The 25520-nt window shown below is 38.2% G+C and carries 26 protein-coding genes, 1 tRNA gene and 1 pseudogene; 10 read left to right on the top strand and 18 right to left on the bottom strand.

Annotation, left to right across the window (positions count from 1 at the left end):
• Nucleotides 1–3: 3 nt before the first annotated feature.
• From M5121_RS02710 to M5121_RS02690, 5 genes are all read left to right on the top strand, one after another.
• Nucleotides 4–1854, top strand: a complete 1851-nt coding sequence (locus M5121_RS02710) for an extracellular solute-binding protein (RefSeq protein WP_249570239.1) — start codon at nucleotides 4–6, stop codon at nucleotides 1852–1854.
• Nucleotides 1855–1870: 16 nt separating this feature from the next.
• On the top strand, nucleotides 1871–2941 hold the full coding sequence (locus M5121_RS02705; RefSeq protein WP_249570238.1) for a microcin C ABC transporter permease YejB: 1071 nt from the start codon (nucleotides 1871–1873) through the stop codon (nucleotides 2939–2941).
• On the top strand, nucleotides 2941–3951 hold the full coding sequence (locus tag M5121_RS02700; RefSeq protein WP_249570373.1) for an ABC transporter permease: 1011 nt from the start codon (nucleotides 2941–2943) through the stop codon (nucleotides 3949–3951). The genes M5121_RS02705 and M5121_RS02700 overlap by 1 nt, the downstream gene beginning before the upstream one ends.
• A complete protein-coding gene (locus M5121_RS02695) occupies nucleotides 3929–5524 on the top strand; it encodes an ABC transporter ATP-binding protein (RefSeq protein ID WP_249570372.1) in 1596 nt (531 codons plus the stop codon). Before M5121_RS02700 ends, M5121_RS02695 begins: the two co-directional genes overlap by 23 nt.
• Before the next feature lie 111 nt (nucleotides 5525–5635).
• Nucleotides 5636–6880, top strand: coding sequence for an NADH:flavin oxidoreductase/NADH oxidase family protein (locus M5121_RS02690; protein ID WP_249570237.1), 1245 nt, complete (start codon nucleotides 5636–5638; stop codon nucleotides 6878–6880).
• A gap of 5 nt (nucleotides 6881–6885) precedes the next feature.
• Here M5121_RS02690 and M5121_RS02685 read toward each other — a convergent pair whose 3' ends face one another.
• From M5121_RS02685 to pyrC, 4 genes are all read right to left on the bottom strand, one after another.
• Complete coding sequence (locus M5121_RS02685) at nucleotides 6886–7569, bottom strand: glutathione S-transferase (RefSeq protein WP_249570236.1); 684 nt, start codon at nucleotides 7567–7569, stop codon at nucleotides 6886–6888.
• Nucleotides 7570–7732: 163 nt separating this feature from the next.
• Nucleotides 7733–7808: transfer RNA gene (locus M5121_RS02680), tRNA-Glu, on the bottom strand.
• Nucleotides 7809–7827: 19 nt separating this feature from the next.
• The gene (gene rnt, locus M5121_RS02675) at nucleotides 7828–8493 is read right to left on the bottom strand and encodes a ribonuclease T (RefSeq protein WP_034601574.1); all 666 of its coding nucleotides are present in this window, start codon (nucleotides 8491–8493) and stop codon (nucleotides 7828–7830) included.
• Nucleotides 8478–9512, bottom strand: a complete 1035-nt coding sequence (gene pyrC / locus M5121_RS02670) for a dihydroorotase (RefSeq protein ID WP_034602647.1) — start codon at nucleotides 9510–9512, stop codon at nucleotides 8478–8480. Before pyrC ends, rnt begins: the two co-directional genes overlap by 16 nt.
• 163 nt (nucleotides 9513–9675) lie before the next feature.
• On the opposite strand from pyrC, the gene M5121_RS02665 reads away from it, so the two are divergent.
• The gene (locus M5121_RS02665; RefSeq protein WP_249570235.1) at nucleotides 9676–10938 is read left to right on the top strand and encodes a GGDEF domain-containing protein; all 1263 of its coding nucleotides are present in this window, start codon (nucleotides 9676–9678) and stop codon (nucleotides 10936–10938) included.
• A 55-nt stretch (nucleotides 10939–10993) separates the two neighbouring features.
• On the opposite strand, the gene M5121_RS02660 is transcribed toward M5121_RS02665, so the two are convergent.
• Nucleotides 10994–12196, bottom strand: a complete 1203-nt coding sequence (locus M5121_RS02660; protein WP_249570234.1) for a L,D-transpeptidase family protein — start codon at nucleotides 12194–12196, stop codon at nucleotides 10994–10996.
• A gap of 200 nt (nucleotides 12197–12396) precedes the next feature.
• On the opposite strand from M5121_RS02660, the gene hemE reads away from it, so the two are divergent.
• From hemE to M5121_RS02640, 4 genes are all read left to right on the top strand, one after another.
• A complete protein-coding gene (gene hemE / locus M5121_RS02655; RefSeq protein ID WP_249570233.1) occupies nucleotides 12397–13470 on the top strand; it encodes a uroporphyrinogen decarboxylase in 1074 nt (357 codons plus the stop codon).
• A 42-nt stretch (nucleotides 13471–13512) separates the two neighbouring features.
• The gene (locus M5121_RS02650; protein ID WP_249570232.1) at nucleotides 13513–14307 is read left to right on the top strand and encodes a DUF817 domain-containing protein; all 795 of its coding nucleotides are present in this window, start codon (nucleotides 13513–13515) and stop codon (nucleotides 14305–14307) included.
• A gap of 186 nt (nucleotides 14308–14493) precedes the next feature.
• Nucleotides 14494–14964 (top strand): DUF3015 family protein, encoded by a 471-nt coding sequence (locus M5121_RS02645; protein ID WP_249570231.1) that lies wholly within the window; start codon nucleotides 14494–14496, stop codon nucleotides 14962–14964.
• A gap of 78 nt (nucleotides 14965–15042) precedes the next feature.
• Complete coding sequence (locus M5121_RS02640; protein WP_249570230.1) at nucleotides 15043–16923, top strand: Lnb N-terminal periplasmic domain-containing protein; 1881 nt, start codon at nucleotides 15043–15045, stop codon at nucleotides 16921–16923.
• Between the two features lie 36 nt (nucleotides 16924–16959).
• Here the strand turns inward: M5121_RS02640 and M5121_RS02635 are convergent, their stop codons facing one another.
• The 13 genes and pseudogenes from M5121_RS02635 to M5121_RS02575 form a co-directional block, all read right to left on the bottom strand.
• On the bottom strand, nucleotides 16960–17322 hold the full coding sequence (locus M5121_RS02635) for a cupin domain-containing protein (protein ID WP_249570229.1): 363 nt from the start codon (nucleotides 17320–17322) through the stop codon (nucleotides 16960–16962).
• A gap of 13 nt (nucleotides 17323–17335) precedes the next feature.
• The gene (folE, locus tag M5121_RS02630) at nucleotides 17336–17884 is read right to left on the bottom strand and encodes a GTP cyclohydrolase I FolE (protein WP_017397502.1); all 549 of its coding nucleotides are present in this window, start codon (nucleotides 17882–17884) and stop codon (nucleotides 17336–17338) included.
• Between the two features lie 90 nt (nucleotides 17885–17974).
• The gene (locus M5121_RS02625) at nucleotides 17975–18664 is read right to left on the bottom strand and encodes a Smr/MutS family protein (protein WP_249570228.1); all 690 of its coding nucleotides are present in this window, start codon (nucleotides 18662–18664) and stop codon (nucleotides 17975–17977) included.
• A 194-nt stretch (nucleotides 18665–18858) separates the two neighbouring features.
• Nucleotides 18859–19278, bottom strand: coding sequence for a hypothetical protein (locus tag M5121_RS02620; RefSeq protein WP_087536276.1), 420 nt, complete (start codon nucleotides 19276–19278; stop codon nucleotides 18859–18861).
• Nucleotides 19279–19418: 140 nt separating this feature from the next.
• Nucleotides 19419–20225 carry an indole-3-glycerol phosphate synthase TrpC gene (gene trpC, locus M5121_RS02615; RefSeq protein WP_249570227.1) on the bottom strand — a complete coding sequence of 269 codons (807 nt, stop codon included), beginning with the start codon at nucleotides 20223–20225 and terminating at the stop codon, nucleotides 19419–19421.
• A gap of 9 nt (nucleotides 20226–20234) precedes the next feature.
• On the bottom strand, nucleotides 20235–21284 hold the full coding sequence (trpD, locus tag M5121_RS02610; protein WP_249570371.1) for an anthranilate phosphoribosyltransferase: 1050 nt from the start codon (nucleotides 21282–21284) through the stop codon (nucleotides 20235–20237).
• Between the two features lie 259 nt (nucleotides 21285–21543).
• Nucleotides 21544–21948, bottom strand: a pseudogene (locus tag M5121_RS02605) (cation:dicarboxylate symporter family transporter); the annotation flags it as partial.
• A gap of 425 nt (nucleotides 21949–22373) precedes the next feature.
• Nucleotides 22374–23172 (bottom strand): IS5 family transposase gene (locus M5121_RS02600; RefSeq protein ID WP_249570226.1). Its coding sequence is split into 2 segments (ribosomal slippage): nucleotides 22374–22791 and nucleotides 22790–23172, totalling 801 coding nucleotides; the frame shifts between segments, so codons are not numbered across the junction.
• A 130-nt stretch (nucleotides 23173–23302) separates the two neighbouring features.
• Nucleotides 23303–23887, bottom strand: coding sequence for an anthranilate synthase component II (locus tag M5121_RS02595; RefSeq protein ID WP_249570225.1), 585 nt, complete (start codon nucleotides 23885–23887; stop codon nucleotides 23303–23305).
• Nucleotides 23888–23992: 105 nt separating this feature from the next.
• On the bottom strand, nucleotides 23993–24262 hold the full coding sequence (locus M5121_RS02590) for a helix-turn-helix transcriptional regulator (protein WP_249570224.1): 270 nt from the start codon (nucleotides 24260–24262) through the stop codon (nucleotides 23993–23995).
• Entirely contained in the window at nucleotides 24263–24517 is a 255-nt protein-coding gene (locus M5121_RS02585; protein WP_249570223.1) for a hypothetical protein, read from the bottom strand.
• Nucleotides 24510–24959 carry a hypothetical protein gene (locus M5121_RS02580; RefSeq protein WP_249570222.1) on the bottom strand — a complete coding sequence of 150 codons (450 nt, stop codon included), beginning with the start codon at nucleotides 24957–24959 and terminating at the stop codon, nucleotides 24510–24512. The genes M5121_RS02585 and M5121_RS02580 overlap by 8 nt, the downstream gene beginning before the upstream one ends.
• On the bottom strand, nucleotides 24949–25437 hold the full coding sequence (locus tag M5121_RS02575; protein WP_249570221.1) for a hypothetical protein: 489 nt from the start codon (nucleotides 25435–25437) through the stop codon (nucleotides 24949–24951). Before M5121_RS02575 ends, M5121_RS02580 begins: the two co-directional genes overlap by 11 nt.
• Between the last annotated feature and the right edge of the window lie 83 nt (nucleotides 25438–25520).

Here is a 25520-nt window from a genome sequence, read left to right as displayed (position 1 = left end):
GGAATGAATCAATTTGTTTTAGTTAGAAGGCTTAGTCTATTCTATGGACTAAGCCTTTTTGCTCAGTTCGTATGCGCCACCATGCAGACGACACCTTATTTAGCCATGCATGTTCAACCTAAATATGCAAAGTTAAATGCGATGCCTTATGCCAATCCGAATGCACCTAAAGGGGGAATGCTCAGTCAATCTAGTTTAGGCACATTCGATAATTTAAATAGCATGAATGGCAAAGGGAGTTCTACGGAAGGTGTAAATTATCTTTTTGATAGTTTAATGGATCGTGCTTTAGATGAGCCACGCGTCATGTACCCATTATTAGCTGAGAAAGTGAGTTACGATCCTGATCATCTTAAAGATGTGATCTTTCATTTAAACCCTCAAGCCCGTTTTAACAATGGTCAGCCCTTGACCGCAGAAGATGTTAAATTTACTTTTGATACTTACCAAACCAAAGCCAATTTAGGCTTTCAAATGTATTTGTCTGATTTAGCAAAAACAGAAGTGCTTTCTAAGTATCAGGTCAAATTTATTTTTAAGTCCAAGAATAATGTGGAAATGCCACTGATTTTGGCGAGTCTACCGATCTACTCAAAATTGGATTGGAAAAATAAAGATTTTACGCGTGTGACATTGCAACCGATTGTAGGTTCAGGACCTTATATTGTTGAGCGAATTGATGCAGGGCGGAGTATCACTTATAAACGCAGTCCAAACTATTGGGCCAAGGATTTACCAGTCAATAAAGGGCGTTATAATTTTGATCGACTCAAATATGTGTATTATCGAAATTTAGATGTTAGTTTTGAGGGTTTTAAATCTCGCCAATTTAATTTATATGAAGAAAAAAATATTCGTAATTGGATGACAGCTTATCATTTTCCCGCCGTGCAAGCAGGTCAGATCAAAAAATACAAAGCACGTTTGGGGACACCGCTCGATATTCAAAGCTTGGTATTTAATATTCGTCGTTCACCACTGAATGATATTCATCTTCGTAAAGCCCTTACGTATGCTTATGATTTTGAATGGCAAAATAAAGCTTTATTCTTTAATCAAAATCAGCGTTTACAAAGCTATTTCGATAATACTGATCTGGCTGCAACAGGTCGACCCAGCGCCGCAGAATTAAAAGTCTTGAAACCTTTCTTCGCTCAACTAAATCCAGTCATACGACAAGGTGTGTTAGCAGATTGGCATTATCCTGTTTCTGATGGTAGTGGTTTCAATCGGCAGAATTTATTGGTTGCACAAAAGATTTTAAAAGATGCTGGCTATGTGATTCGTCGTAATCAATTATATGATCGGCAGGGTAAAGCGATTCGTATTGAATTATTAATGCAGCAAGAAAACCCACAACGTGAGTTGATGCCTTTTGTGCGTAATTTGAATCGTTTGGGAATCCAAGTTAACCTCAGACAGGTGGATGTTCCGCAATATGTGGAGCGAATCCGTCATCAGGATTTCGATATGATGATGTTGAAATTGCCACAGACATTGACACCCGGTAAAGAGCAAGCCCAGTTTTGGGGGAGTGCTGCTGCGGATGAAGCAGGAAATTATAACTATTCAGGGATAAAGAACCCTGCAATTGATCAGATGATTAACAAAATTGTCGCCGCAAAAACCCGAGAAGAAGTCGTCTTGTATACTCATGTCCTCGATCGTTTATTGCGTGCAGGGTATTATCAAATTCTGACCTATGGTAAACCTGAGCGATGGTTTGCTTATTGGGATATGTATCAGCAACCGAAAATAAAACCGAAACTTTCTGTAGGATGGGAATATTGGTGGGTGGATCGTGTAAAAGCTAATAAACTCGATCAACCAATACGAAAATCTGACTTAAAATAATGAAGGATCTTATGAGATGGTTCACTATATTCTGAAAAGAATGTTATTGATGATCCCGACATTATTTTTCATTGTGTTGATTAACTTTATTATTGTCCAAATTGCGCCAGGTGGACCTGTCGAACAAGCCATCCAACATATACAAAATGCACAGGGTTTAGGTACAGGAGCAAGCGCTTCATCTAGCCTAAGTAACTTGGCGCAATATCAGGGTGCACGTGGGCTCAGTCCTGAAATGATTGATAAAATTAAAGAACAATATGGTTTTGATCGTCCTGCACATGAGCGTTTCTGGTTGATGATCAAAGGCTATTTAACATTTGATTTTGGTACAAGCTTTTTTAAAGATAAACCTGTTACGCAATTGCTTTATGAAAAACTGCCTGTCACTTTGTCTCTAGGCTTGTGGAGTACCTTTCTGATTTACCTGATTGCGATTCCATTGGGCATCAAGAAAGCCAAAAATAATGGTTTGCTGTTTGATCAATCGACTTCGTTGTTGCTGGCGGTGAGTTATGCCATTCCATCCTTTGTCTTTGCGATTCTGCTCATTGTTTTCTTTGCAGGTGGGAGTTATCTACAGTGGTTTCCATTACAAGGATTAGTCTCTGAAAACTTTAATCAGTTAAGTTTTTTCGCCAAAATAAAAGACTATCTATGGCACATGAGTTTGCCGATTCTGAGTATGGTATTGGGGAGTTTTGCTGCACGAACCTATCTGACCAAATATTCTTTTGTAGAAGAATTAAAGAAACCGTATGTTCTGACGGCACGATCAAAAGGTTTAAATGAAAATCAGGTACTTTATGGGCATGTTTTTCGTAATGCCATTTTAGTGGTGGTTGCAGCTTTGCCCGAAGCATTGGTGGGTATTTTCTTTGTCGGCAATTTATTTATCGAAATTATTTTTAATCTCGATGGGATTGGTTTATTGGGCTTTGAAGCAATCACCCAACGTGATTATCCTGTAATTTTTGGAACTTTGTTCTTATTTACCTTATTTGGAATGATTTTACGTTTAATTGGTGATTTGCTTTACCAAATGATTGATCCTCGGATTGATTTTGAAGCGAGGGGGGGAAAATGATGTCACCTCTGATGCGCGCACGATTTCACCGTTTTAGACAAAATAAATTGGGCGTCCGTTGTCTCATTCTATTTTTAATCATTTTTATTTTGTCATTATTTGCTGAGATTATTGCTAACGATAAACCTTTGTTGGTTCGTTATCAGCAGTCTTTTTATTTTCCTATTTTTAAAGACTATCCAGAAACCACGTTTGGTGGTGTCTTTGAAACGGCGACAGATTATCAAGACCCTGCGGTAAAACAACTAATTCAAAATCAAGGCTGGATGATTTCTCCACCCGTTGCATTTTCTTATCAGTCACCAAATCTTTCGCTTACTGTACCAGTTCCCTCCAAACCGAGTTCACAAAACTGGCTTGGAACGGATGATCAGGGACGAGATGTATTCGCTCGTATTCTCTACGGTTTACGTGTTTCTCTCCTATTTGGCTTTGCTCTGACACTTTGTTCCGCCGTGATTGGTGTTATTGTCGGTGCAATTCAGGGCTATTACGGTGGTTGGATCGATTTAATTGGGCAGCGTATTTTAGAGGTATGGGGTGGTTTACCTATGCTTTTTATCGTCATGATTTTGGTCAGTATGTTTAGCCCTAGTGTCTATTGGTTGTTTTTGATCATGTTGTTGTTTGGTTGGACAGAATTAGTGGGTTTATTCAGAGCAGAGTTTTTGCGTGCCCGAAATTTTGACTATGTTCGTGCGGCTCAAGCTTTGGGTGTTCGTGATCATCAAATTATCTTTAAGCATATTTTACCCAATGCCATGAGTTCTAGCTTGTCGCAAATACCTTTTATGTTGACCGCCAATATTATCGCTTTAACTGCATTGGATTTTCTTGGTTATGGTTTACCACCAGATGCTGCTTCACTTGGGGAGTTGTTATTGCAAGGCAAGAATAATCTCGATGCACCTTGGTTGGTGCTTTCAGGATTCTTTACGCTAGCGATTGTACTTTCTTTATTAATTTATATTGGGGAGGCGGCACGTGATGCATTTGACCCAAGACGATAATACAGTTTCGAATCCAGCTTTATTAAGAGTTAAGCAACTTAGCATTCACAATGAAACAGGACATCGTCTTGTGGAAGATTTAAGTTTTGATGTTTATCCTGCACAGACTATTGCGATTGTGGGAGAAAGTGGGTCTGGTAAATCAATCAGTGCGTTAGCTTTATTGGGGTTGTTACCCAATAATCTAACAGTACAAGGACAAGTCGAGTTTGCAGGTCAAGCGCTGTTGTCTTTAAGTCCAGTTCAGTTACAGCAGATTCGAGGCAAGCGGATTGCCATCATTTTCCAAGAACCAATGACTGCATTAAATCCTTTGCATCATGTCGAAAAAATGATGGCTGAAAGCCTGATTTTGCAAGGTATTTCTAAAGCGGATATTCGACAGCAGACGCTTTCTTTATTGCAGGATGTTGGGATTGATGAAGCAGCGCAAATCCTGAAATGCTATCCACATGAGTTGTCTGGTGGGCAACGACAGCGTGTGATGTTGGCGATGGCTTTAGCTTTAGAGCCAGAGATTTTGATTGCGGATGAACCAACAACAGCTTTGGATGTGGTTTTACAGACGCAAATTTTAGCTTTATTAAAAAAACTACAACAGCAACAAAACATGGCGATGATTTTGATTAGCCATGACTTAAATCTTGTTAAGCAATATACAGATCATGTGGTCGTGCTGAATCAAGGTCAGGTAGAAGAGCAGGGCAGTACGACTGAAATTTTTACACACCCCAAAACTGCATATACACAAAATTTACTCAATCACGACTTTGGACAAGCTCTATCGCTAACGCCGAGCGAGACATTACTTGAACTAAAAAATGTCACGGTCAAGTATCCTATCAAACGTGGTTTATTGAACCAAATTAAAGCGTATAAGGTCGCAGCGGACTCAATAAATTTCAATTTGTCCAAAGGCGAGGCTTTGGGTATTGTTGGTGAGAGTGGTTCGGGAAAATCATCCTTGGCTTTGGCGATTGCACGTTTGATTTCAAGTGAAGGCGAAATTTGCTTTCAGTCTGAAGATTTGAATCGGCTTAATCAAAAGCAATTACGACCATTGCGTCGTGATTTTCAAATTGTATTTCAAGATCCATTTAGTAGCTTGAATCCTCGTATGTCTGTTGAGCAAATTATTGCGGAAGGGCTTCACCTTCAAAATATTACCAAGCAACGATCTGATGAGGAAATTGATGACGTTTTAACGAAAGTTGAACTCTCTTTAGAGGATAAAAACAAATATCCGCATCAACTTTCAGGTGGTCAACGACAAAGGGTCGCACTGGCACGCGCTTTAGTTTTAAAACCGAAGCTGATTATTCTAGATGAACCAACTTCTGCCTTGGATCGAGTAACACAACGTTCAATCATTGCGTTATTGCGTCGTTTACAGCAACAAGAGCAGATTAGTTATTTATTTATCAGTCATGACTTGCAAGTCATTAAAGCTTTGTGCCAAAAAGTCATGGTGATGCATCATGCGAAAGTATTGGAATATCAAGCAACAACACTTTTATTTAGTCAGCCTCAAACAGCGTATACCCGTCAATTGATTGCCGCGAGCGAATATTAGCATTGAAATTAAATTGACATATGATATTGTCAATTTATCGGAAGAACGCTTGACAGTTACAATAATTAGATTAAATTAGAGCAAATACTCTAATTGAGACAGAGGATGACCATGAGTCAGATTGCAGACAGTATTCAAATTCGTAATACCACATTTAAAAACCGCATTATAAAAGGGGCAATGAGTGAAGCACTTGCTAATCACGAAGGGCAGCCAAATGAATTGCACATAGGATTGTATGAGGCATGGGCAAAAGGTGGTTTAGGTTGTGCGATTACAGGCAATGTGATGGTCAATATTGCTGCCAAAAATGAGCCCGGTGTGGTTGCGATTGAAACTGAACGTGACTTAGCAAAATTAAAGCAATGGGCTGATGTTGGTAAAAAATATGGCATGGTGCAATTGATTCAATTGTCTCACCCTGGTCGCCAATGTCCAAAAGGTTTGAATAAAGAAACTGTTGCGCCATCGGCAGTTCCTTTTAGTCCAATGCTGGCGACCATGTTTGGCACACCGCGTGAACTGACCCATGATGAAATTCTGGATATTATCCATCGTTTTGCTACCGCCGCCGCTATTTGTGAAAAAGCAGGTTTTGAGGGGGTACAATTGCATGGCGCGCATGGTTATCTGATTAGTCAGTTTTTATCACCATTGACCAATAAGCGTACTGATCAATGGGGTGGTTCAATCGAAAACCGTACTCGTTTCCTACTGGAAATTTATAAGGCAGTACGTGCAGCCACTTCTGAAAATTTCATTATTTCTGTTAAATTAAACTCTGCCGATTTTCAGCGTGGTGGAATCACAGAGGAAGATGTTATTACTGTATTCAAGGCAATTGATGCTGTGGGTATTGATCTGATTGAAATCTCAGGTGGAACCTATGAAGCCCCAGCAATGGCAGGTGCAAAAGCCGAATCACGTAAAGCCAGTACCATTGCCCGTGAAGCCTATTTTCTTGAATTTGCTGAAAAGATTCGCCAGCAGGTATCCTGTAAATTGATGGTGACGGGTGGCTTCCGTACCGTTGCAGGTATGAATGCCGCACTTGAAAGTGGCGCATGTGACTTTATCGGCATTGCTCGTCCATTGGCAGTTGAGACTGATTTAACCGATCGCTTAATTGCAGGCAATGATGTGCGTTATGCGGTCAACCAGATTAAAACAGGTATTCCAATGGTCGATAAAATGGCCATTATGGAAATCATTTGGTATGCAGCGCAGTTTAAAGCAATTGGTCAGGGTAAAAAGCCAAATCCTAAATTATCGCCTTTACTGGTGTTCCTGAATTATGCCAAAGGCAATATTAAGGCTGTTGTTAAAGGTCGAGTGAATTCGCGTAAATCGGCATAACTGAATTACCACGCCATCGTCCAATAAGTTTGGAAAGTAGAAGCAGACCATTGTCCTTTAATGAGAGCAGTTTTAAAGGCGGGTCTGTTTTCTATTTGTTGGAGATAACGTTGGATATCCTCAAATTGCTTTATATTTTGAGAGCAAGCCAATAACGGAAACCACATTAATATATCGACAAGCGTTAATTGATCTCCAGCAAACCATAAATGATCTTTTAAATGCTTATCAATCATGGTCGTTTGTTGCTGTAACGATGGATTTAAATAGCCTTGATCAAATCCATATTTTAAAAATTTTGAAACGAAGCGAATAGGAAATGGTGTACGTTGTACAATTTGGTGAAAAATTTGTTTGAGCAGTAGGTCTGGAATAAATGTGGCTTCACAATAATTTTTCCAATAATAAAAACTTTGGAGTTGTGATCCTAATAATTTAGTTTGCCCTAATTGAGGATATAGATAAGACAAGTAATCAATAATCGCTGAGGTTTCGGCTAAGATAAAAATTTGCTCTTGATTTATTATTTCAACGGCAGGAAATTTCGATAATTGATGCGGTGAATTTTTCTTTTCATCTAAGTCTGAATGGTGGTTGATGACTAATTCGTAGGGAAGTCCTAATTCTTCTAAAAACCAAACGATGCGCTGAGAACGTGAATTTTGTAAGTGAAATAAACGGATTTGCATATTAGGTTTAAATTTATGGTTTTGATCTATTTTTAGTATAGGGTAGAAAATATGCTAAGAATAATAAAATAGATTTTTCAAAATAATTATTTTGTAGCAGCTCTATTTATAAAGAACCAATAAAAAAGCCACTGTCTTAAAGATGCAGTGGCTTTTTTGAATTTGGCGTCCCTACGGGGATTCGAACCCCGGTTACCGCCGTGAAAGGGCGATGTCCTAGGCCTCTAGACGATAGGGACTTCTTGAGGTGGGTGTATATTAGGGCTCTGTCACTAAACTGTCAAGAAGATGAGGAGACAGTTTGTTCAAAATATAGCAAAACAGTTCAGCCGTCTTTTGAGTATCGTACAATGCAGAATGAGCCTCTTTGCCATCAAACTCGATGCCAGCTTGAATACAAGCACGTGCTAGTACTGTTTGACCAAACATCACGGCACTCAAAGTTACAGTATCAAATACCGAAAAGCTGTGAAAAGGATTCTGATTTTTTGTACCAGATCGAGCAATTGCAGCTTGTAAAAAGCCTAAGTCAAAGTGAGCATTATGTCCTACCAATACTGCATGGGTACAATGCTGTGCTTTGCGGACTTCCGTGAGTGATTTGAAAATACGACGTAAAGCTGTCCGCTCATCTTCGGCCATCGCAACACGCATCGGATTAAAAGGATCAATTCCAATGAAGTCTAATGAGCGACGATCTAAGTTTGCACCTTCAAAAGGATTGATGTGTGCATGGAATGATGGGCCAGGTATGAACTGACCTTGCTCATCATAGATAATCGGGATACAAGCAATTTCAAGTAATGCGTCAGTCTGAGAATTAAAACCTGCTGTTTCAACATCAACAACAACAGGTAAGAATCCACGAAAACGTTGACCAATAACAGGAGCTTTGTTTTCTTCTTGTGTCACACTTTTCTCCATTGCAGTGTTTTACCTGCATGAAGTGGAATGATTTTTTGATCTTCTAGATAATCAAAAGATTCAGCAACCGTATTTTCTTCTTTCACTAAAGTGATAGTTGAAGTATTACGCGGTAAGCCATAGAAGTCAGCACCGAACATACTTGCGAAACCTTCTAAACGTTCTAACTTACCCACTTGATCAAAGGCTTGTGCATAAAGTTCAATTGCATTTGGTGCGCTATAACACCCTGCACAACCACAGGCATTTTCCTTGGCATTTTGAGCATGCGGCGCACTGTCGGTACCCAGAAAGAATTTTGGATTACCACTGGTCGCAACTTCAAGCAATGTAGTTTGATGGGTTTGACGCTTTAAAATTGGCAGGCAATAAAAATGCGGTTTAACCCCACCCACCAACATATCATTACGGTTAAACAATAAATGTTGCGGTGTAATCGTTGCGGCAACATTACGATCTTGTTCAAGTACAAAATTTGCAGCATCACTTGTCGTAATATGTTCTAACACAACTTTTAATTTTGGGAATTGCTTTAATAAAGGCGATAAAATTTCGTCAAGGAAGCGTTTTTCACGATCAAAAATATCGACATGATTGTGAGTAACTTCGCCATGTAACAACAACGGAACTTGGTGTTCTTCAAGTTGTTCAATCACGGCATAGACTTTACGAATATCGCTAACGCCATTATCCGAATTTGTCGTTGCGCCAGCGGGGTAGAGTTTGATCGCATTTACATATTCGGATTCTTTGATTTTAAGAACTTCTTGAGGTGAAGTGAAATCTGTAAAATAAAGAACCATACGCGGATCAAAATGTAGTCCTTCTGGAACATGAGCGAGAATACGATCTCGATATGCCAAAGCTTCTTCTACAGTTTTGACTGGTGGAACTAAGTTCGGCATACAGATCGCGCGTGCAAATTGTTTCGCAAGATCTGGGACAGTACGTTTTAAAGCTAATCCATCACGCAAGTGAGCGTGCCAATCATCTGGCTGTAAAAGTGTAATCGTATTCAAGGTGTACTTCAGGCTTAAAAAATAATATAAATAATAATGCATATAGTGCGAAAATGGTAACTACAATTATGGATAAGTGGTTACGCAAAGCGCATGAAAATATGAGAAATTGTGTTATTTTTATGCTGGATAAGAATACAGCATTATAAGAAGAGTGAGAGGGATGGAAAATCAATATGATATTAAGCAGTTATGTAAAGAAAAAGAAGATCTAGAACAGTTAGTCATTGCACATTCTAGAACCAAGAAAACACAAAAAAATTTGCCTACCCAACTCGAAAATGAGTTTTGGCAATTTAATATTGATCGAACTAGAATCAATGCGATTCAGTTCTTTGGTCAAGGGGTAATTACATATGCGATTTTTGTACTTTTGATTTTACCGTCGAATTTGTTGGTCATTCGAGCAAGCACCCATTTCATTTTAGATTTTGTATATAGCATTTTAAGCTTGGTTGTTGTCGCGGCAGCACTATTTTTATTTTGGGCATTTTCTCGTTTTAGACGGCTTAACCCATTATTTTATCCTGCAACCTGTGTGATTGTATTTTGTACAATTGTCATTCCCTCATTGTTAATGATGAGTATTTCTAATCTGGTGCTACAAAACCAGTCGATGGTGTTGATTGCATTCTTATATATGCTGGGTTTTATTTTGAGTGGGCTTAAACCCAAACATATGTTATGGATTGGTTCTTCAGCAGCAATTGTGATCTTATTGTCGTTATACTTTCTCAAAGTACCCTGTGATTTTTTAATGCTAGGGCGTACGTTTATAGGAAGTCTATTGTTGGGTTTTTCGATTAGTGTAATGCTCACCTCTAAGGACAGAAAATTATTTCTAAAAACTAAAATATCTGAAATTGATGAGAGAATTCTACGCTTACAAGCATCTGAACTTTTACATTTAAGCCAACATGACGAGTTAACAAAAGTTTCGAATAGACGTACATTTGAAGAAATGTTTAGTTATTACTATGAACTCGCTTGTAAAGAAAGTAAGGCCATGTCCGTATTATTTATAGATATTGATTATTTTAAAAATTATAACGATTTTTATGGTCATCAGATGGGGGATCAAGTTATTTCCGCGATTGCGAAAATGATTAAAAGCTCAATTCGGCACATGGATTTCATTGCACGTTATGGGGGCGAGGAATTTGTGGTGCTTTTACCAGAAACATCTGCTCAAGGTGCATATGCTGTAGCAACCAATATTTATCGAGCGATTGATCGGCAGATGATTCAACATGAAAAATCACTAGTTTCTAATCATGTGACCATTAGTTTGGGTATTACGGTGTTTAATGGAAACCCTAAAATTAGTCAAGATTCGGTGATTCATACTGCGGATAAAGCGCTATATAGAGCGAAACAACTTGGACGTAATCAGATTTACTATCAACCACTTCCCAGTGTTGAGTAAAGAATATAAAAACCGAATACCACAAGTATCCGGTTTTTTTATTGAACAATCTAAATTATTCGAGGAATTTAACGGTAACGCCAGAGCGTACTTTTCCACCGAGGTCATTGGCATCCCAGTTGGTAAGACGGATACAACCGTGTGATGCTGTCTTGGAAATTAATGATGGGTTTGGTGTACCATGAATACCAAAGGATTTTTTACTTAAACCAATCCAGATATTGCCCACAGGTGCATTTGGACCTGGTGGTAAGGTCAGTGGTTTAAGGTTTTTTCCTTGAATAAAGTTTGATGGCGAATAGCTGTAGTATGGATTTTTCGCAACACCGACTACTTTATAGGTACCTGTTGGAGAAGGCGTGTCAGAACTACCAATTGTCGCAGGAAATGACGCAATCATCTGGTTACGGCTATTAAACAGATAAAGCTGTTTTGCGCCTTTATGCGCCACGATTAAATGGATGTCTTCAGGCAAGTCGTTACGGACATTGGCAACAACAATTTTTTCACCTGCTTTCTTAAAGGTTGCAGTTGGATTTAATTTTTTGAGGAAACCTTCATCCATATGAAACTTTTCGCCCAACATCTCTGTTACACGCGTGTAGTACAAACCTTTCATTTTTGCTTGTAATGCATAGTCAGAAGGGATTGAATTTGCGTAAGGACCTTTTAAATCTGCATCCGTAATCGTGTATTCAACATAAGTTGGTTTAGTTTGTTGAGCGACTAAAGCATCCCAAGTTTCTTTAGTCAATTGACCTGTTGGTGTAAGGCCATTCATTTGTTGAAATGAAGCAATTGCTTTTAGTGTATTTTTACCATTTGAGCCATCAATTGCGCCTGGTGAGGCGTGAGCATTATTCAACATCACATGCGCACGTGCATATACAGGAAATTGACCTTTACCAATATTTTCATACCAGTCAGCTGTATTCAAACTGTCTAAAGTCCATGAAACTTTGACAGCTGGTGCTGTTGTAGTCGTGGTATCGGGTGCATTTTCTAGTTTTTGAGACACTGCCGAAGCAGCTCCCGTATTGACTTGTGGCTCAGAAGCAGCTTGAACAGCAACACTTGATGCGGATTGAGCCATTACACTCGATGCAGCAGAACGCTCGATAGATAATGGATCAATAGGATCTTGAACTGAAGCTGAAATTTTTTTTGGATTTAATGGTTGCTCAGTTGTTGGGGCAGCAAAAGCAACATTAGCAAGAATACAACTTAAACTCATAGCGAGTAATGAGCGAACAAACATGTAATTCAACCTTAAGAATTATTCATATTGAGATATAAGATATTGCAAGTATTACAGAAAATAGAACAGCTTGCAGTAGCAGTTTTGTGTCCAAGTAAAAAAAATAGTTGAAGTCTGATTTGTTGTATGGGTTTTCAATTATAAATTCGAGGTTAACTTTGCTATGATGCACTCAACATGAAAAAATTTAGAGATTGGTAATGACAACGTTGAAAAATGATCGTTTTTTACGAGCTTTATTACGTGAACCTGTAGACACCACACCCGTTTGGATGATGCGTCAAGCAGGGCGTTATTTACCAGAATATCGTGAAACTCGTGCTCAGGCAGGCGATTTCTTATCTCTATGTAAAAATACTGAATTTGCCTGCGAGGTAACATTACAACCGTTACGCCGCTATGAGCTTGATGCTGCGATTTTATTTTCCGATATTTTGACTATACCTGATGCTTTAGGTTTAGGTTTGTATTTTGAAACAGGTGAAGGACCAAAGTTTCATAAAACAGTGCGCACTGAACAAGATGTGGCGAATTTACCTAAACTAAATTCTAAATCAGATCTCGCTTATGTCATGAATGCAGTTTCAACGATTCGATCTGCTTTAAATGGACAAGTGCCGCTGATTGGTTTTTCGGGCAGCCCTTGGACCTTAGCAACCTATATGGTTGAAGGTGGTTCAAGTAAAGAATTCCGCTTCATTAAGAATATGATGTATGCGCAACCCGAAGTTTTACATGCCTTACTTGATCATCTTGCTGATTCAGTGATTGATTATCTGAATGCTCAAATTGATGCAGGCGCTCAAGCGATTCAAATTTTTGATAGCTGGGGTGGTGCGCTAGCGCATAGGGAATATATTGAATTCTCACTGAACTATATGACCAAGATTATTGCAGGATTACAACGTGAAAAGGATGGTCAACGTATTCCGATTATTGTGTTCACCAAAGGTGGCGGTCAGTGGTTGGAGACAATGTTGACCACAGGCGCTGATGCGTTTGGCCTAGATTGGACTACACCGCTTTATACTGCACGTGATGTGGTCGCAGGGCGTGCTGCTTTACAAGGGAATTTAGATCCTGCGGTGCTTTATGGTTCAGCTGCTTCAATTGAAAAATCTGTGAAAGCGATGTTGGATGATGCGTATGCCAATGGTGAAAAAACAGGGTATATCGCAAACTTAGGTCATGGTATTACCCAATGGGTCGATCCAGCACAGCCTAAGATTTTTGTAGATACTGTTCATGAATATAGTACTAAATATTTAGGTTGATATTTTTAATCATTTCAAAGTAAATGCGCTAGGATCAGTTTTGTGCAGTTGATTGTATTACCGCTCAACTTTATCTTTAAGGCAGCTTCGGCTGCCTTATTTGGGTTGTTGCTTTTGATTGCATTTGCAGTCACCGCACCGATGGGAAGTCATGAATATTGGGGATTTTTTCGTTACGATTATTTGTTGTTTTATGCACTGATTATTCAAGCCTGTCTGATTTATTTAAAGCTCGAATCGTGGGCAGAAGCGAAAGTGATTGCTTTATTCCATCTCATGGCGATGGGAATGGAAATATTTTTGACCCATCCAGCGATTGCCTCATGGCAATATCCTCAACCAGCCATATTTAAATTACTGACTGTGCCATTGTTTGCAGGGTTTATGTATTCAGCAGTGGGTAGTTTTTTTGCTCGGTCTTTGCGACTCTATAATGTTTCATTCGAGAATTTGCCGAATTTTGGTAATATGCTGTGTTTAGCAGTGTTGTCTTACCTTAATTTTATGACCAAGTTTTTTATTCCTGACTATCGAATGGTTTTATTTGTTTGGAGTATTATTATTTTTTGGAAGACCAAACTTTATTTTCAATTACAACAGCATCAGTTTAAAGTTCCGATGTTACCTGTACTATTGGTGCTTGCATTCTTGATTTGGATTGCAGAAAACATTAGTACATTTTATAAAATCTGGTTATATCCGAGTCAAGTTGATGCTTGGCATATGGTGGGTTGGGGCAAGTTAGGTTCTTGGTATCTATTATTACTTTTAAGTTTAGTTTTGGTTTTAAAAATATTAGGTGTGCGGGATAAAAATGGATCTTGGCGATTGCGTTAAAAGATTTTAGTCGTGCAAAAGGAGCTTTTATTGAGCTCCTTTTTGTTATGAATATTTCATATATATTTCAAAATTTATTTGCTAAAAAAGTTTAACCTCGTTATGTTAATCCTTGTGTAAGAACAATTACACAGCACAATAGTGATAACAAATAGTTAAAAATAATTGAGACTGGAGACATTTCTTATGTTAAAAAAAATTGCATTAGCAGCTTTGCTAGCAGCTGGCTCAAGTGTTGCAATGGCTGATAATGATGTTGGTTGCGGTGCTGGTACACAAATTTGGGCAGGTCAAAAAGGTATTGCACCTAAAATCCTTGCAGCAACAACCAATGGAATTTTTACTAACCAATTATTAGGGATCACATTCGGTACTTTAGGATGCCGTCAAGGTGGTACAGTAACGGCTCAAGTTGTGATATTTACCAATGAAAATGCAGAGTCTTTAGCGCGTGATATGGCGGTTGGTCAAGGCGAAAGCTTAAATGTACTTGCTGAATTAATGCAAATCAAAGCCAACGACAAAGCACGCTTCTTTGCTGTGTCTAAAGCAAACTTTGCTGAAATTTATTCAAGCAAAAATACAAACTCACTTCAAGTTTTAGATGCTTTACAAAGCGTGATGGCAAAAGACGCTGTGCTTAAAGCATACGTTTAATACGTTTGAACATAAAACCCTGTCTTAATGGCAGGGTTTTCTTATACCTATTCTGATTATTTAAAAAATTGCGATTGAATGAAATTAGCTACTTTTGTATTTACGTCTTTGATATGTCATTTTACATATGCCTCGGTTGAATCTAATTTACAAAAGTATTTAGACCTTGCTCAACAAAAACAATTAGATCATAAAACCACATGGCAACGCTTGATGTATGCCGATCAAAAACAAAACAGTGAAGTCACTTATGCTGGTTATTTTTATGCCACAGATGGAAAAACAAATTTAAATAGTGAATTACAAGCAAATATTAAAGCCTTGTTTGTTCAAGCCCCAGATAACCAATCCATTCGTTGTAAGTTTCCTGCACGTAGTCGTTGGTTGATGCAGCAACTCAATATTGATGTACAACAACTTCCAAAAGTAAATTGCGTTGAATTTAATGATTGGATCAATCAAATCAAGCCGCATAAAGCCACTTTGATTTATGCCACTGACTTTATGGGCAATCCGAGTTCGATGTTTGGGCATACTTTGTTACGATTAGACCCTAAAGATCAGAAACAACTCAATTTGGTTTCCTATGCAGTAAATTATGCGGCCACAGTGAAAGGTGATGATAACTGGTCTTATGCATGGAAAGGTTTAACAGGACAGTATCCCGGTGAATATTCACTAATGCCGTATTATCGTAAAGTAAAAGAGTATGGTGATTTTGAAAGCCGTGATCTATGGGAATATGAGCTAAATTTAACACCTGAAGAAACTCTTTTTTTGGTTGAACATATTTGGGAAATGCAGCATGTGAGTTTTCCCTATTATTTCGTCAGTGATAATTGTGCTTATCGTTTATTAGGCCTAATTGATTTAGTACGTCCCGATTTAAACCTAAAACAGCAGTTTATTTACGCTGCAATTCCAATCGAAACCTTAAAGGCTGTTGATCAGCAAGCTTTAGTTAAAGAAGTGGTCTATCGTCCTGCATTGGAAACTCAACTACTTTCGCAAGCCAAACAACATGGTACAGATTTGGCTAAAGTTGCCCATCAAATTGCTTTTACCGAGACTGACCAAGTTCAATCCATGCTAAAAACATATAGTCAGCAAGATCAGGCCAAGATTTTAGAAATGGCTTACGATGATTTATATCTACAATATATCAGCCGTCAAGTTGATGCCAATATTGCTCAGCCAAAATTAAGGCAGCTTCTTGCTGAAAGAAGTCAAATTCAAGTTGAAAAGCAACGTCAACAACCAGAGCACCCTAAAAAACAGCCTGTAGAAGGGCATCATGCACGTAATTTGTCAGTGAATGTGGGTGATGTGCAAGGACAAAAGTTTGTGGAGCTGGGTCATCGTCAGGCCTATCACGATTTGATTGATCCACAAGGGGGTTATCGCACAGGCACACAATTACTGTTTTTAGATGGTAGTCTGCGATATCGTGATGACAAGCTCAAGCTCGAACATTTAGATCTATTATCGGTGAATTCTTATAATCCAGTTCAACCTTTTAAATCGCCGTTAACTTGGGGATTTAATCTAGGTTGGAAACAGGAAGCAATTGAAAATGGGAAGTTCAGTGAAGATGTGCAACATGGTGTAATGAATCTAAATATGCAAGTTGGTTATAGCATGGCAGATTATGATCGTCGACATCTGTGTTATGCCCAACTACAAAGCCATATTCAAGGTGGAAAAAAATTAGATAAAGGTTGGCGCGTTGGAGCTGGGCCGACTGTAGGGTGTATGAACGTATGGTCTGATAATATTAATAGTGTGGTGCAAGTTGAACTGCCGTATTGGCAAAATCAGAACCAGTGGAATTTAAGAGTCGGTACACAGCTACAATATAGTCTGAATACAAATCATACTCTGCGTCTGAATTGGGATTTTGAACAACAAGATCATAAAGACTGGAATAAAGTAGGTTTAGGCTATGTTCTGTTTTTTTAGATAAGATATCACTAGGAGCAGGTTAATTTCCAGTATCTAGACCTCAACGATGACGTAGTATTTTTTAACCGCTTCAATGACTTCAAATGTACCGACAAATGAGGGTGGGATAATACCTGCATGGCCCGCAGAAACTTCAATATATGAATCTGTTTTGGGATCATGAATACGAACAACACCTTCAATGACTTGAAAGAACTCTTGTTTATTGTCTGCAAACTGAATGTTCCAAGCACCCACTTCACATTGCCAAATTCCACATCCCATATGTGGGTGTGTATATAAGTCATAGGTAAGACGTTGTGGATTGCCCTTAACCAAACGATCAGGCCGAGGATAATCAATGCTGGCTTCAGATTGAATTAACTCACCAAAGCCTGCTAATTGGATTGAAGACATGACAATGCTCTGATTAATAACTTTCAGGGACAGCGCTTAAAAACTCACGACGTGCATCTTTGTCCGTTTTAAAATCACCCACAAAAGAAACAGTACGAGTGGTAGATTCTTGCTTACCAACACCGCGCATCATCATACACATATGTGCAGAATCGATCACTACAGCCACACCACGTGCTTGTGTCACCTCGGCAACAGCTTCAGCAATTTGTTGAGTCAAGTTTTCTTGAATCTGCAAACGACGTGCAAACATTTCAGTAATACGCGCAAATTTAGAAAGACCTAAAACTTGACCTTCGGGTAAATAAGCAATATGGACACGACCATAAAAAGGGAGAAGGTGATGTTCACAAAGCGAATAAAACTCGATATTTTTGACCAATACCATTTCATGGTTATCGGATGGGAAAACCGCACTATTTGTAACTTCTTCAAGGGTTTTGCTATAACCAGAAGTTAAAAAAGAAAAAGCTTTAGCCGCACGCATAGGCGTATCTTTTAAGCCTGGGCGATTTAGATCTTCACCAACGGCAGTTAAAATATTTGCGTACGATTGCTGCATAGACATAACAATGTTCACTTAGGTGGGTTGAACAAAACGGGAATTGTATCAGAAAACGACTCAAAAACTTAATTTTGAACCAAATGCCGATTATTGTTTATGCTTTGGGTTCTTTTCTGCACGTTTTAAGAGCACTAAAACAGCACCAGTACCCCCTTGATTTTCAGGTGCGCTGACAAATGCAAGTACATCACGATGTTGTCTAAGCCAGCCATTGACATAGGTTTTTAAAATGGCTTCAGGTCCTTTACCGTGAACAATTTTGATGACATTTTGATTTTCGTCTTTAGCCATCTGAATGATTTGTAAAACTGCGGCGCGTGCTTGCTCGACAGTACAACCATGTAAATCTACAGCTTCAAACCAGCGAATTTTACCTGCTTTTAAGTCTTCAAATACTTTGTGCTGTAAAGTTGCAATTCGATAGCTTAATGCAGCTTGGCTTGCCACAGGATTCAAAATCGCTTGAGTATCTGAAATCTCAGTGAGTTCCTGTTCAGTGCTACCTTCAGCTGCTGCACGTTTTGCAAGGGTTTGCGCATCAATTTTTTTTACGCGTTTCGGTTTGATTTGTGCAATGTTACCGTTATCAATTGGCTTTACACCTGTTAAGGCTTTTTTAAAAAGCTCAGTATCTTCCACTTCTTCTTCAACAGCTTGAGATTTTTTCATCTCTGCTTGTTTAGCAAGATTGCTGGATTGAGGATTTGAGATTTGCTTTTTAAAAGCTTTCAGTAAATTAAACTGATCTTTAGAAAGCGAAGAATCATTTTTACTCATAAGTTTAGAAAAATAGGCAAGATACGAGAGATGTAAAATTATAGTCTGAAACCGTGATGATTTGAACTAAATTGCATTCATGGAGCGATATGAGCTTTAAAGTGATGATAAATGCTTCAAAGTATAGAAGGGATAAATTGATTTAGTTTCTTTATCCATTATCTACGGAAGCTACGTTTGTAATTTTTCATTCATTAAGAGGGAGTTAGAATCCTTATAATTCGTGATTGGTTTAAGCCTTTATTTTTAAAACGGTCGTACAGTTCAAAGCAAATATGTTGGTTAATTTGAACACGGGGTAAAGTATCATCGAAGTCAAAATAACGAATATAACCAGATTGATCCATCACAATCGCTAGCCGCTCGAAGTGACCTTTCCGTTTCTGAAAAGTTTTATATTGTTCTACTACACCGCATTCTTCAGATTTAATAAATGTATCTACAGGGGAAAAGTACATTCCACTGCTAATAAAGATAACTCCAGGAATTAAACTAAAGAAATAAAATACTCTTGGATCTTTGAACTTCTGAATTTTTTGATAGCAATAGAGATGACTATAAATTGGAAAGCCAACTAAAAAGATCAGCCCTAGAATTAATAAAAAATTACTCATGTTTTTTCATCAGTCTTTAATCGTTGATTAATCTATTGGTATTTTCTAACTCTAATTTTTATTCTTTATTAAGAACTTATATTTAGTTCTAGCATCATTTAAAAGGTTCAAGGCAAAATTTCACCTTGAACCCCATAAATTTAAACCTGTTCAGGCTTTCCAAACAACTCAGTAAACGCTTGATCTGGACGAGGCTGTTTCATAAAGCTTTCACCGACAAGGAAAGTATGAATATCATTGGCTTGCATCATTTCTACATCAGCAGGAGTTGCAATACCACTTTCAGTAACCAATACACGCGAAGCAGGTAACAATTTCTTTAAACGTAATGAAGTATTTAAATCCACCTCAAAGGTTTTAAGATTACGGTTATTGACACCCAAAATACATTGCTCAGAAAGCTTTAACGCACGTTCTAATTCATATTCATCATGCACTTCAACCAATACATCAAGTTGATGCTCAAATGCAGTTTTTGACATTTCTTCAAGTTGTTGATCTGATAAACATGCCACGATCAATAAAATACAATCGGCATGCAGCGCACGTGCTTCAACAACATTATAAGGATCAACCAAGAAATCTTTGCGCAACGCAGGTAGGGCACAGTGATTACGTGCAATCGCAATATTTTCATCCGCGCCTTGGAAGAAATCCACATCTGTCAATACAGACAAGCAAGCAGCACCTGCTTGTTCATATTGCTGTGCAATTTCAGCAGGATTGAAATCTGCACGAATAACACCTTTAGAAGGTGACGCTTTTTTAATTTCAGCAATAACGGCTGGACGTTTATGTTGCAAAGCCTTAGCAAAACCACGCACTGGTGTTGCTTCTTTTGCCCACTGTTCTACATCATGCAAACTACGTTGTTTTAAACGTGTTGCAAGCTCCTCATGTTTGCGGTCAACAATTTTACCTAAAATGGTATTTTGAATATCGATCATGAGAAGTCCTTAGTCTGCCTGATATTGTTTCAATGTCTTGGTAAATTCAGCCAAGATACTCATTTTTTCTAAGGCTTGTCCGCCGTACAGAATATCTTGAGCGAACTCAACTGCTTGCTTGTAAGTCTTGGTGATACCAGCAACATAAATACCTGCACCTGCATTGAGTGCAATCATGTTTGCTGCTTTTTCACCAATTTCTGATTTGTCACGGCTTAAAGCATCTTTGATTAGCTTTAAGCTTTCTTCTGAACTATTCACCACTAAACCAGTGAGGGTTTGAGATGGAATACCTACATCATCTGGTGTCAAAGTCCATTCAGTAATTTCGCCATCTTTCAGTTCAGCAACTGTGGTTGGTGCTGCAAGACTGATCTCATCTAAACCATCTTTAGAGTGTACAACCAGTACATGCACTGCACCCAACTGCTTTAATACTTCAGCGATAGGGCGGCATAACTCATCTGAAAATACCCCAATCACAAAACGATTCACACCAGCAGGATTGGTTAATGGACCAAGTAAATTAAAAATACTACGAATACCCAACTCACGACGAGGTGCAACTGCATAACGCATGGCTTTATGATGATTTGGTGCAAATAGGAAACCTACACCCATTTCACGGATGCAGCGTTCGGTTTGTTGCATATCTAAATCAAGCTGAATTCCCATTTGTTCGAGTACATCGGATGAACCTGACTTACTCGACACGCCACGGTTACCATGTTTGGCAATCGTTGCACCAGCAGCAGCGATAACGAAACTTGAAGCTGTAGAGACGTTAAATAAATTCTGACCATCTCCACCTGTGCCGACAATATCGACCAAGTGAGGAATATCACTCACATCAATTTTAATTGCAAACTCACGCATAATGCGTGCTGCTGCAGTGATTTCATCAATACTTTCACCTTTCATGCGCAAGCCCATCATCAGCGCACCGATTTGTGCATCAGTTGCTTCGCCCTGCATAATGCTACGCATGACATCTTCCATTTGTGGCTGGGTAAGATGAATGTTTTTGGTAATGTGATTAAGAGCCTGTTGGATATTCATAGTCATGAGTTACAGCATTAATGATTAAAATTCTTAAGTGAAGTTGGTTAGTAAAGGAGAAGGGCTTGGTTTTGTGAGAAATGGCTCACTTGCTAATCGGCTATGTTAGCAGAAAATAGTCTCAGTTTTATGTTTGTGCTTAGATTTTAATTTAAATAGCTAGCTAGAGTGGTTCTTAATCTTTTCTAATCATGATCTGTATAAAATCAAAAGCCAATCATCGAATCGAATGATTGGCTTTGATTGAAACAATATTTGATCAATCGTTATTTGTGCTGTTTCTAAGCCCAAGTATTCGACTTGTTGCCACTCCGGCAGTCATGGAGCCATTTACATTTAAAGCCGTACGGCCCATATCAATTAACGGTTCAATCGAAATCAGCAAAGCCACTAAAGTAACTGGTAATCCCATTGCTGGTAATACAATTAAAGCAGCAAAAGTTGCATCGCCGCCAACAGCTGCGACACCGATTGAACTCAGTGTAACGATTGTTACCAGTTGCGCTATGCATAAAGGATCAAGAGGATTAATTCCTACTGTAGGCGCTACCATAACCACAAGCATAGCTGGGTATAAACCAGCACAACCATTTTGACCTATTGTTGCTCCAAATGATCCTGAAAAACTGGCGATGCCTTCTGGAACACCCAATTGTTTATGTCGCACTTCAAGTTTTACTCTGCCATCATACCGATCAGTACTTTTTTAGAAAGACTCCAATCTTGTCGGTAGCTAAAAAATAATCCTGCAATCAACAAGAAAGAACAATAATATTCAATAAAACTAAGATATTCACAATAGGTTATCCTGATTGATATTTCAGGGGGAGATCTCTAGAAAATAATGATTCAGATTCTATTATTCGGCGCCCATGAAGCTTAATCCTTCCTATGACTATACTTAATCTAAAAAATTAAAAGGAATTTCAAGACTAGAAAAAATAATGATGAATTTTTTCTTCTGAAATACATGAAAAATATTTTAATTTTTTAGAAAGAATGATTTGCTTTGAATTAAATCTTTAAGTCCTGATTTTAGTGCTGAAAAAATAATCAGTAGATCTCTTGCGAAAGTTAATTTAAGAGCATTCAATTCACCATTCCAGCAATTAAATTCATTCTTAGACCAAAGCGTTTCCGTCTATTTCTATAGCGTTCTGTTAATATCCGAAAATGTTTAAGTTTGCCGTTGATATGTTCAATTGTGATCCTACGCCGACTGATTTCTTGGTTGATCTTTTTTGCTATTTGGGGTAATGATAAATTCTTAGGTTTCTTGATTGGAACGAGTAACTTACTCTTAATCTGATGAAATCCTTTATAAGCTAAATCTGCCATGATATAAGGATAGATGACCATCTCCTTCAAATACTTACGCGCAATCGTCAGATCGTGTTTTCTGCCATCTTCAATCTGTATACTTACAATTTGCTTTAATTTTGGGTTAAAAATGACCTGTGTTTTTAGCGTATGTTTCTTCTTTTTACCGCTATAGAATTTTCTTTGTTTTTTTGGGACGCTCAATCTGTGACTCAGTGAGATCAACGATTACATAATCCTCTTCACTAAACTTTTGACTCCTTTTAGGCAATGCGAAAATCCGTGATTGAATCAGAGCATTTTCAACTTTCTGAATCGTACGATTCACATTACTTTCAGCTAGGTTATAGTCGGCGGATAACTCAATTTGAGTTCTATAACAGCGTAAGTAATTTAAAGTTAAAAACAATTGATCCTCTAAACACAACGAATGAGGTCTTCCAGATTTTTTCTTGGCAAGTTCAGCATGTTGTAACACTGATACCATTTTTAAGAATAATGGGCGAGGAACTCCAACAAGTCGTTTAAATTCCTCATCATTAAATCTAGTTAAATTTTCATACTTCATGGGACTAGTATAAACAATTTTTTACTTTCGCAAGAGGTCTAGTGTGTATGAGTTATATAGTGATTTTATATGTTCAAAATAAAAACAGCTTATTAATACAAATAAGCTGTTTTTAAATAAAACTTAGTAATTAAGCGTAAATATCTAAGAAGTTTTTAAAAATTTGATGACCATGTTCGCTCAAAATAGATTCGGGATGGAACTGAACGCCTTCAACAGGAAGTGTTTTATGTTTCACACCCATAATTTCTTCAATTGTGCCATCTGTTTGGTTCGTCCAGCACGTCACCTCTAGACATTCTGGCAACGTTTCTTGCTCAATTACCAATGAGTGGTAACGTGTAGCAGCAAACGGGGATGGTAAATGACTAAAAATTCCTTTGTCACTGTGATGCATATCAGATAAACGACCATGCATAACCGTTTTAGCACGGATAATTTTGCCACCAAATGCCTGCCCAATCGCTTGATGCCCAAGACAGACACCCAATAAAGGAATTTTACACGCAAAATGGTTAATTGCAGGAATAGAAATTCCTGCTTCACTTGGTGAGCAAGGACCTGGACCTATAACCAAGTATTTTGGCTGCCATCGTTCAATGTCCTCTAATGTCACTTGATCATTACGAACGACTTTTACTTCTTGGTTCAACTCGCCAAAATACTGGACGATGTTGTAAGTAAATGAGTCATAGTTGTCGATCATCAGAAGCATTTTTAATTCAACCTTTTGAATTTATTAAAAATTGTTTTCATTTACTTATTTCATACTCACATTCATACTCATTTAATGAATTGCGAAATAAAACAAAGCCGCTTATTAAGCGGCTACTGTATCAGATTCCGATATGTTTGTGACTACTGCTTGAACATAAGATAGAAGCCAAAAACTTTTGCGACCATCTTTGTGCGGCTTCTGGTATCGACCCTCTCTAATTCGAGCATCCAGTGTTTCAGGTTCAATATTTAGCATGTGAGCAAACTCTTGGCGACCAATACGCCTTTCTTGGTTATTTTCCATGCGCCTTTTTAGTTCTTGCATTTCAATGTAAATCTGCTCAAGCAAATCAAGTTCTGCTGTAGTTCTCATTCACCCCTCCGTATCTGCTTTCGGTTCTAAAACTACACCATCAAAAGTTCCTTCCCCACCACAGTTTAAGCAATGAGTATAAACACCAAGCCCATCGCCATCTGGGCTAAAGTTTTCAGGTAATGGCGCATCTAAAAATTCTGTACCACCAATTGGTGTTGTATGAATATGAGGGCCAAGTCCGAAATAAGGAAAAATACATTCTCCATTTCCATCATCACAATGGTCACAAGTTTTAATTTTCTGATTACTCATTTCCGTCCCTCGCTGCTTTTGGCTCATATTCTTCATCAAAAATTCTATTTAGAAATTCATTGATGAATGGCGAACCAATGCGCTCTTGTTCTGTTTCTTCACCGCAGCATAGAGTATGAAGATCATCTTCGCTTAATTTAGACAGCTCTGTTTCAGCCAACATTAATTCATTGCTGTCTAAAGTCATCAACCATTGATTTAATAATTCAACTTTTACACCGTATGGCTCATGACGATTAATCCTGCCATTGTCACACCAGATTTCTGTAGCTGCTTCTAAAATATTTGGGAAACATTCAGCCAAACGTTGACTAATAAACATTTCTAGTTCATCTGGTAGAACAAGCAAATGATCAGGGTATTCTTCAGGGCTTGACCTATCTGAAAGCTCACAAATATCACGAATAATTAATACGATTTTGTCCTTTAAATTACTCATCATTTCCGCCCCTTGCTGCTTCTACTTCATCTTTATTGCCAACAAAGAATGTGCGTTGACCACTTTGATAAACCCAAGCTCCAAATTTTGTGATTGATGGCAAGTGGATTGTATGATGCTCATTAATTTCCATGATTTCATCATCTTGAATATGCTGAGCAATAAAAGATAAATCATCTTCTTTAGTTGCAAAATTCTCAGGCTCTTCACTGTCTTGCCACCAAACTTCAATCTGATCTTTTGGCACCACCACGCAGCCTTCGAGTTTTTTTGCTTCGTGGGCTTTGGCTTGCTTCCAGGCAGACCAGCTAAAAAGAAGGGCTGTGATTAATTTTCCACACTTCTTTTCAATATCAGCAGGAACATCAGTACGTTTGATGTATGCTCCAAATTCAAAAAATGTGTACTGTGCAACATGCTCAAGACGTTTAAAGCATTCGGTTTGCTCAAATTCAGCTTTTAATTTTTCAATATCCATCATGCCACCTCACATTCACGTTTAGTTCTAGCAAAAAGGGCGTATGCATCATCTTCGCTAAAGCCAATATCAATTAAGAAAAATCC

Origin of the sequence: Acinetobacter sp. ANC5681 (assembly GCF_023488045.1) — a bacterium.
Lineage (GTDB): Bacteria > Pseudomonadota > Gammaproteobacteria > Pseudomonadales > Moraxellaceae > Acinetobacter.
This window is presented reverse-complemented; position numbering and strand designations above follow the sequence as displayed.

Bases quoted from the DNA above. Each gene is read 5' to 3' on its own strand.
- M5121_RS02710 (WP_249570239.1), top strand. From the start codon at position 4: ATGAATCAATTTGTTTTAGTTAGAAGGCTTAGTCTATTCTATGGACTA.
- M5121_RS02705 (WP_249570238.1), top strand. From the start codon at position 1,871: ATGGTTCACTATATTCTGAAAAGAATGTTATTGATGATCCCGACATTA.
- M5121_RS02700 (WP_249570373.1), top strand. From the start codon at position 2,941: ATGTCACCTCTGATGCGCGCACGATTTCACCGTTTTAGACAAAATAAA.
- M5121_RS02695 (WP_249570372.1), top strand. From the start codon at position 3,929: ATGCATTTGACCCAAGACGATAATACAGTTTCGAATCCAGCTTTATTA.
- M5121_RS02690 (WP_249570237.1), top strand. From the start codon at position 5,636: ATGAGTCAGATTGCAGACAGTATTCAAATTCGTAATACCACATTTAAA.
- M5121_RS02685 (WP_249570236.1), bottom strand. From the start codon at position 7,569: ATGCAAATCCGTTTATTTCACTTACAAAATTCACGTTCTCAGCGCATC.
- rnt (WP_034601574.1), bottom strand. From the start codon at position 8,493: ATGGAGAAAAGTGTGACACAAGAAGAAAACAAAGCTCCTGTTATTGGT.
- M5121_RS02665 (WP_249570235.1), top strand. From the start codon at position 9,676: ATGGAAAATCAATATGATATTAAGCAGTTATGTAAAGAAAAAGAAGAT.
- M5121_RS02660 (WP_249570234.1), bottom strand. From the start codon at position 12,196: ATGTTTGTTCGCTCATTACTCGCTATGAGTTTAAGTTGTATTCTTGCT.
- hemE (WP_249570233.1), top strand. From the start codon at position 12,397: ATGACAACGTTGAAAAATGATCGTTTTTTACGAGCTTTATTACGTGAA.
- M5121_RS02645 (WP_249570231.1), top strand. From the start codon at position 14,494: ATGTTAAAAAAAATTGCATTAGCAGCTTTGCTAGCAGCTGGCTCAAGT.
- M5121_RS02640 (WP_249570230.1), top strand. From the start codon at position 15,043: ATGAAATTAGCTACTTTTGTATTTACGTCTTTGATATGTCATTTTACA.
- M5121_RS02635 (WP_249570229.1), bottom strand. From the start codon at position 17,322: ATGTCTTCAATCCAATTAGCAGGCTTTGGTGAGTTAATTCAATCTGAA.
- folE (WP_017397502.1), bottom strand. From the start codon at position 17,884: ATGCAGCAATCGTACGCAAATATTTTAACTGCCGTTGGTGAAGATCTA.
- M5121_RS02625 (WP_249570228.1), bottom strand. From the start codon at position 18,664: ATGAGTAAAAATGATTCTTCGCTTTCTAAAGATCAGTTTAATTTACTG.
- M5121_RS02620 (WP_087536276.1), bottom strand. From the start codon at position 19,278: ATGAGTAATTTTTTATTAATTCTAGGGCTGATCTTTTTAGTTGGCTTT.
- trpC (WP_249570227.1), bottom strand. From the start codon at position 20,225: ATGATCGATATTCAAAATACCATTTTAGGTAAAATTGTTGACCGCAAA.
- trpD (WP_249570371.1), bottom strand. From the start codon at position 21,284: ATGAATATCCAACAGGCTCTTAATCACATTACCAAAAACATTCATCTT.
- M5121_RS02595 (WP_249570225.1), bottom strand. From the start codon at position 23,887: ATGCTTCTGATGATCGACAACTATGACTCATTTACTTACAACATCGTC.
- M5121_RS02590 (WP_249570224.1), bottom strand. From the start codon at position 24,262: ATGAGAACTACAGCAGAACTTGATTTGCTTGAGCAGATTTACATTGAA.
- M5121_RS02585 (WP_249570223.1), bottom strand. From the start codon at position 24,517: ATGAGTAATCAGAAAATTAAAACTTGTGACCATTGTGATGATGGAAAT.
- M5121_RS02580 (WP_249570222.1), bottom strand. From the start codon at position 24,959: ATGATGAGTAATTTAAAGGACAAAATCGTATTAATTATTCGTGATATT.
- M5121_RS02575 (WP_249570221.1), bottom strand. From the start codon at position 25,437: ATGATGGATATTGAAAAATTAAAAGCTGAATTTGAGCAAACCGAATGC.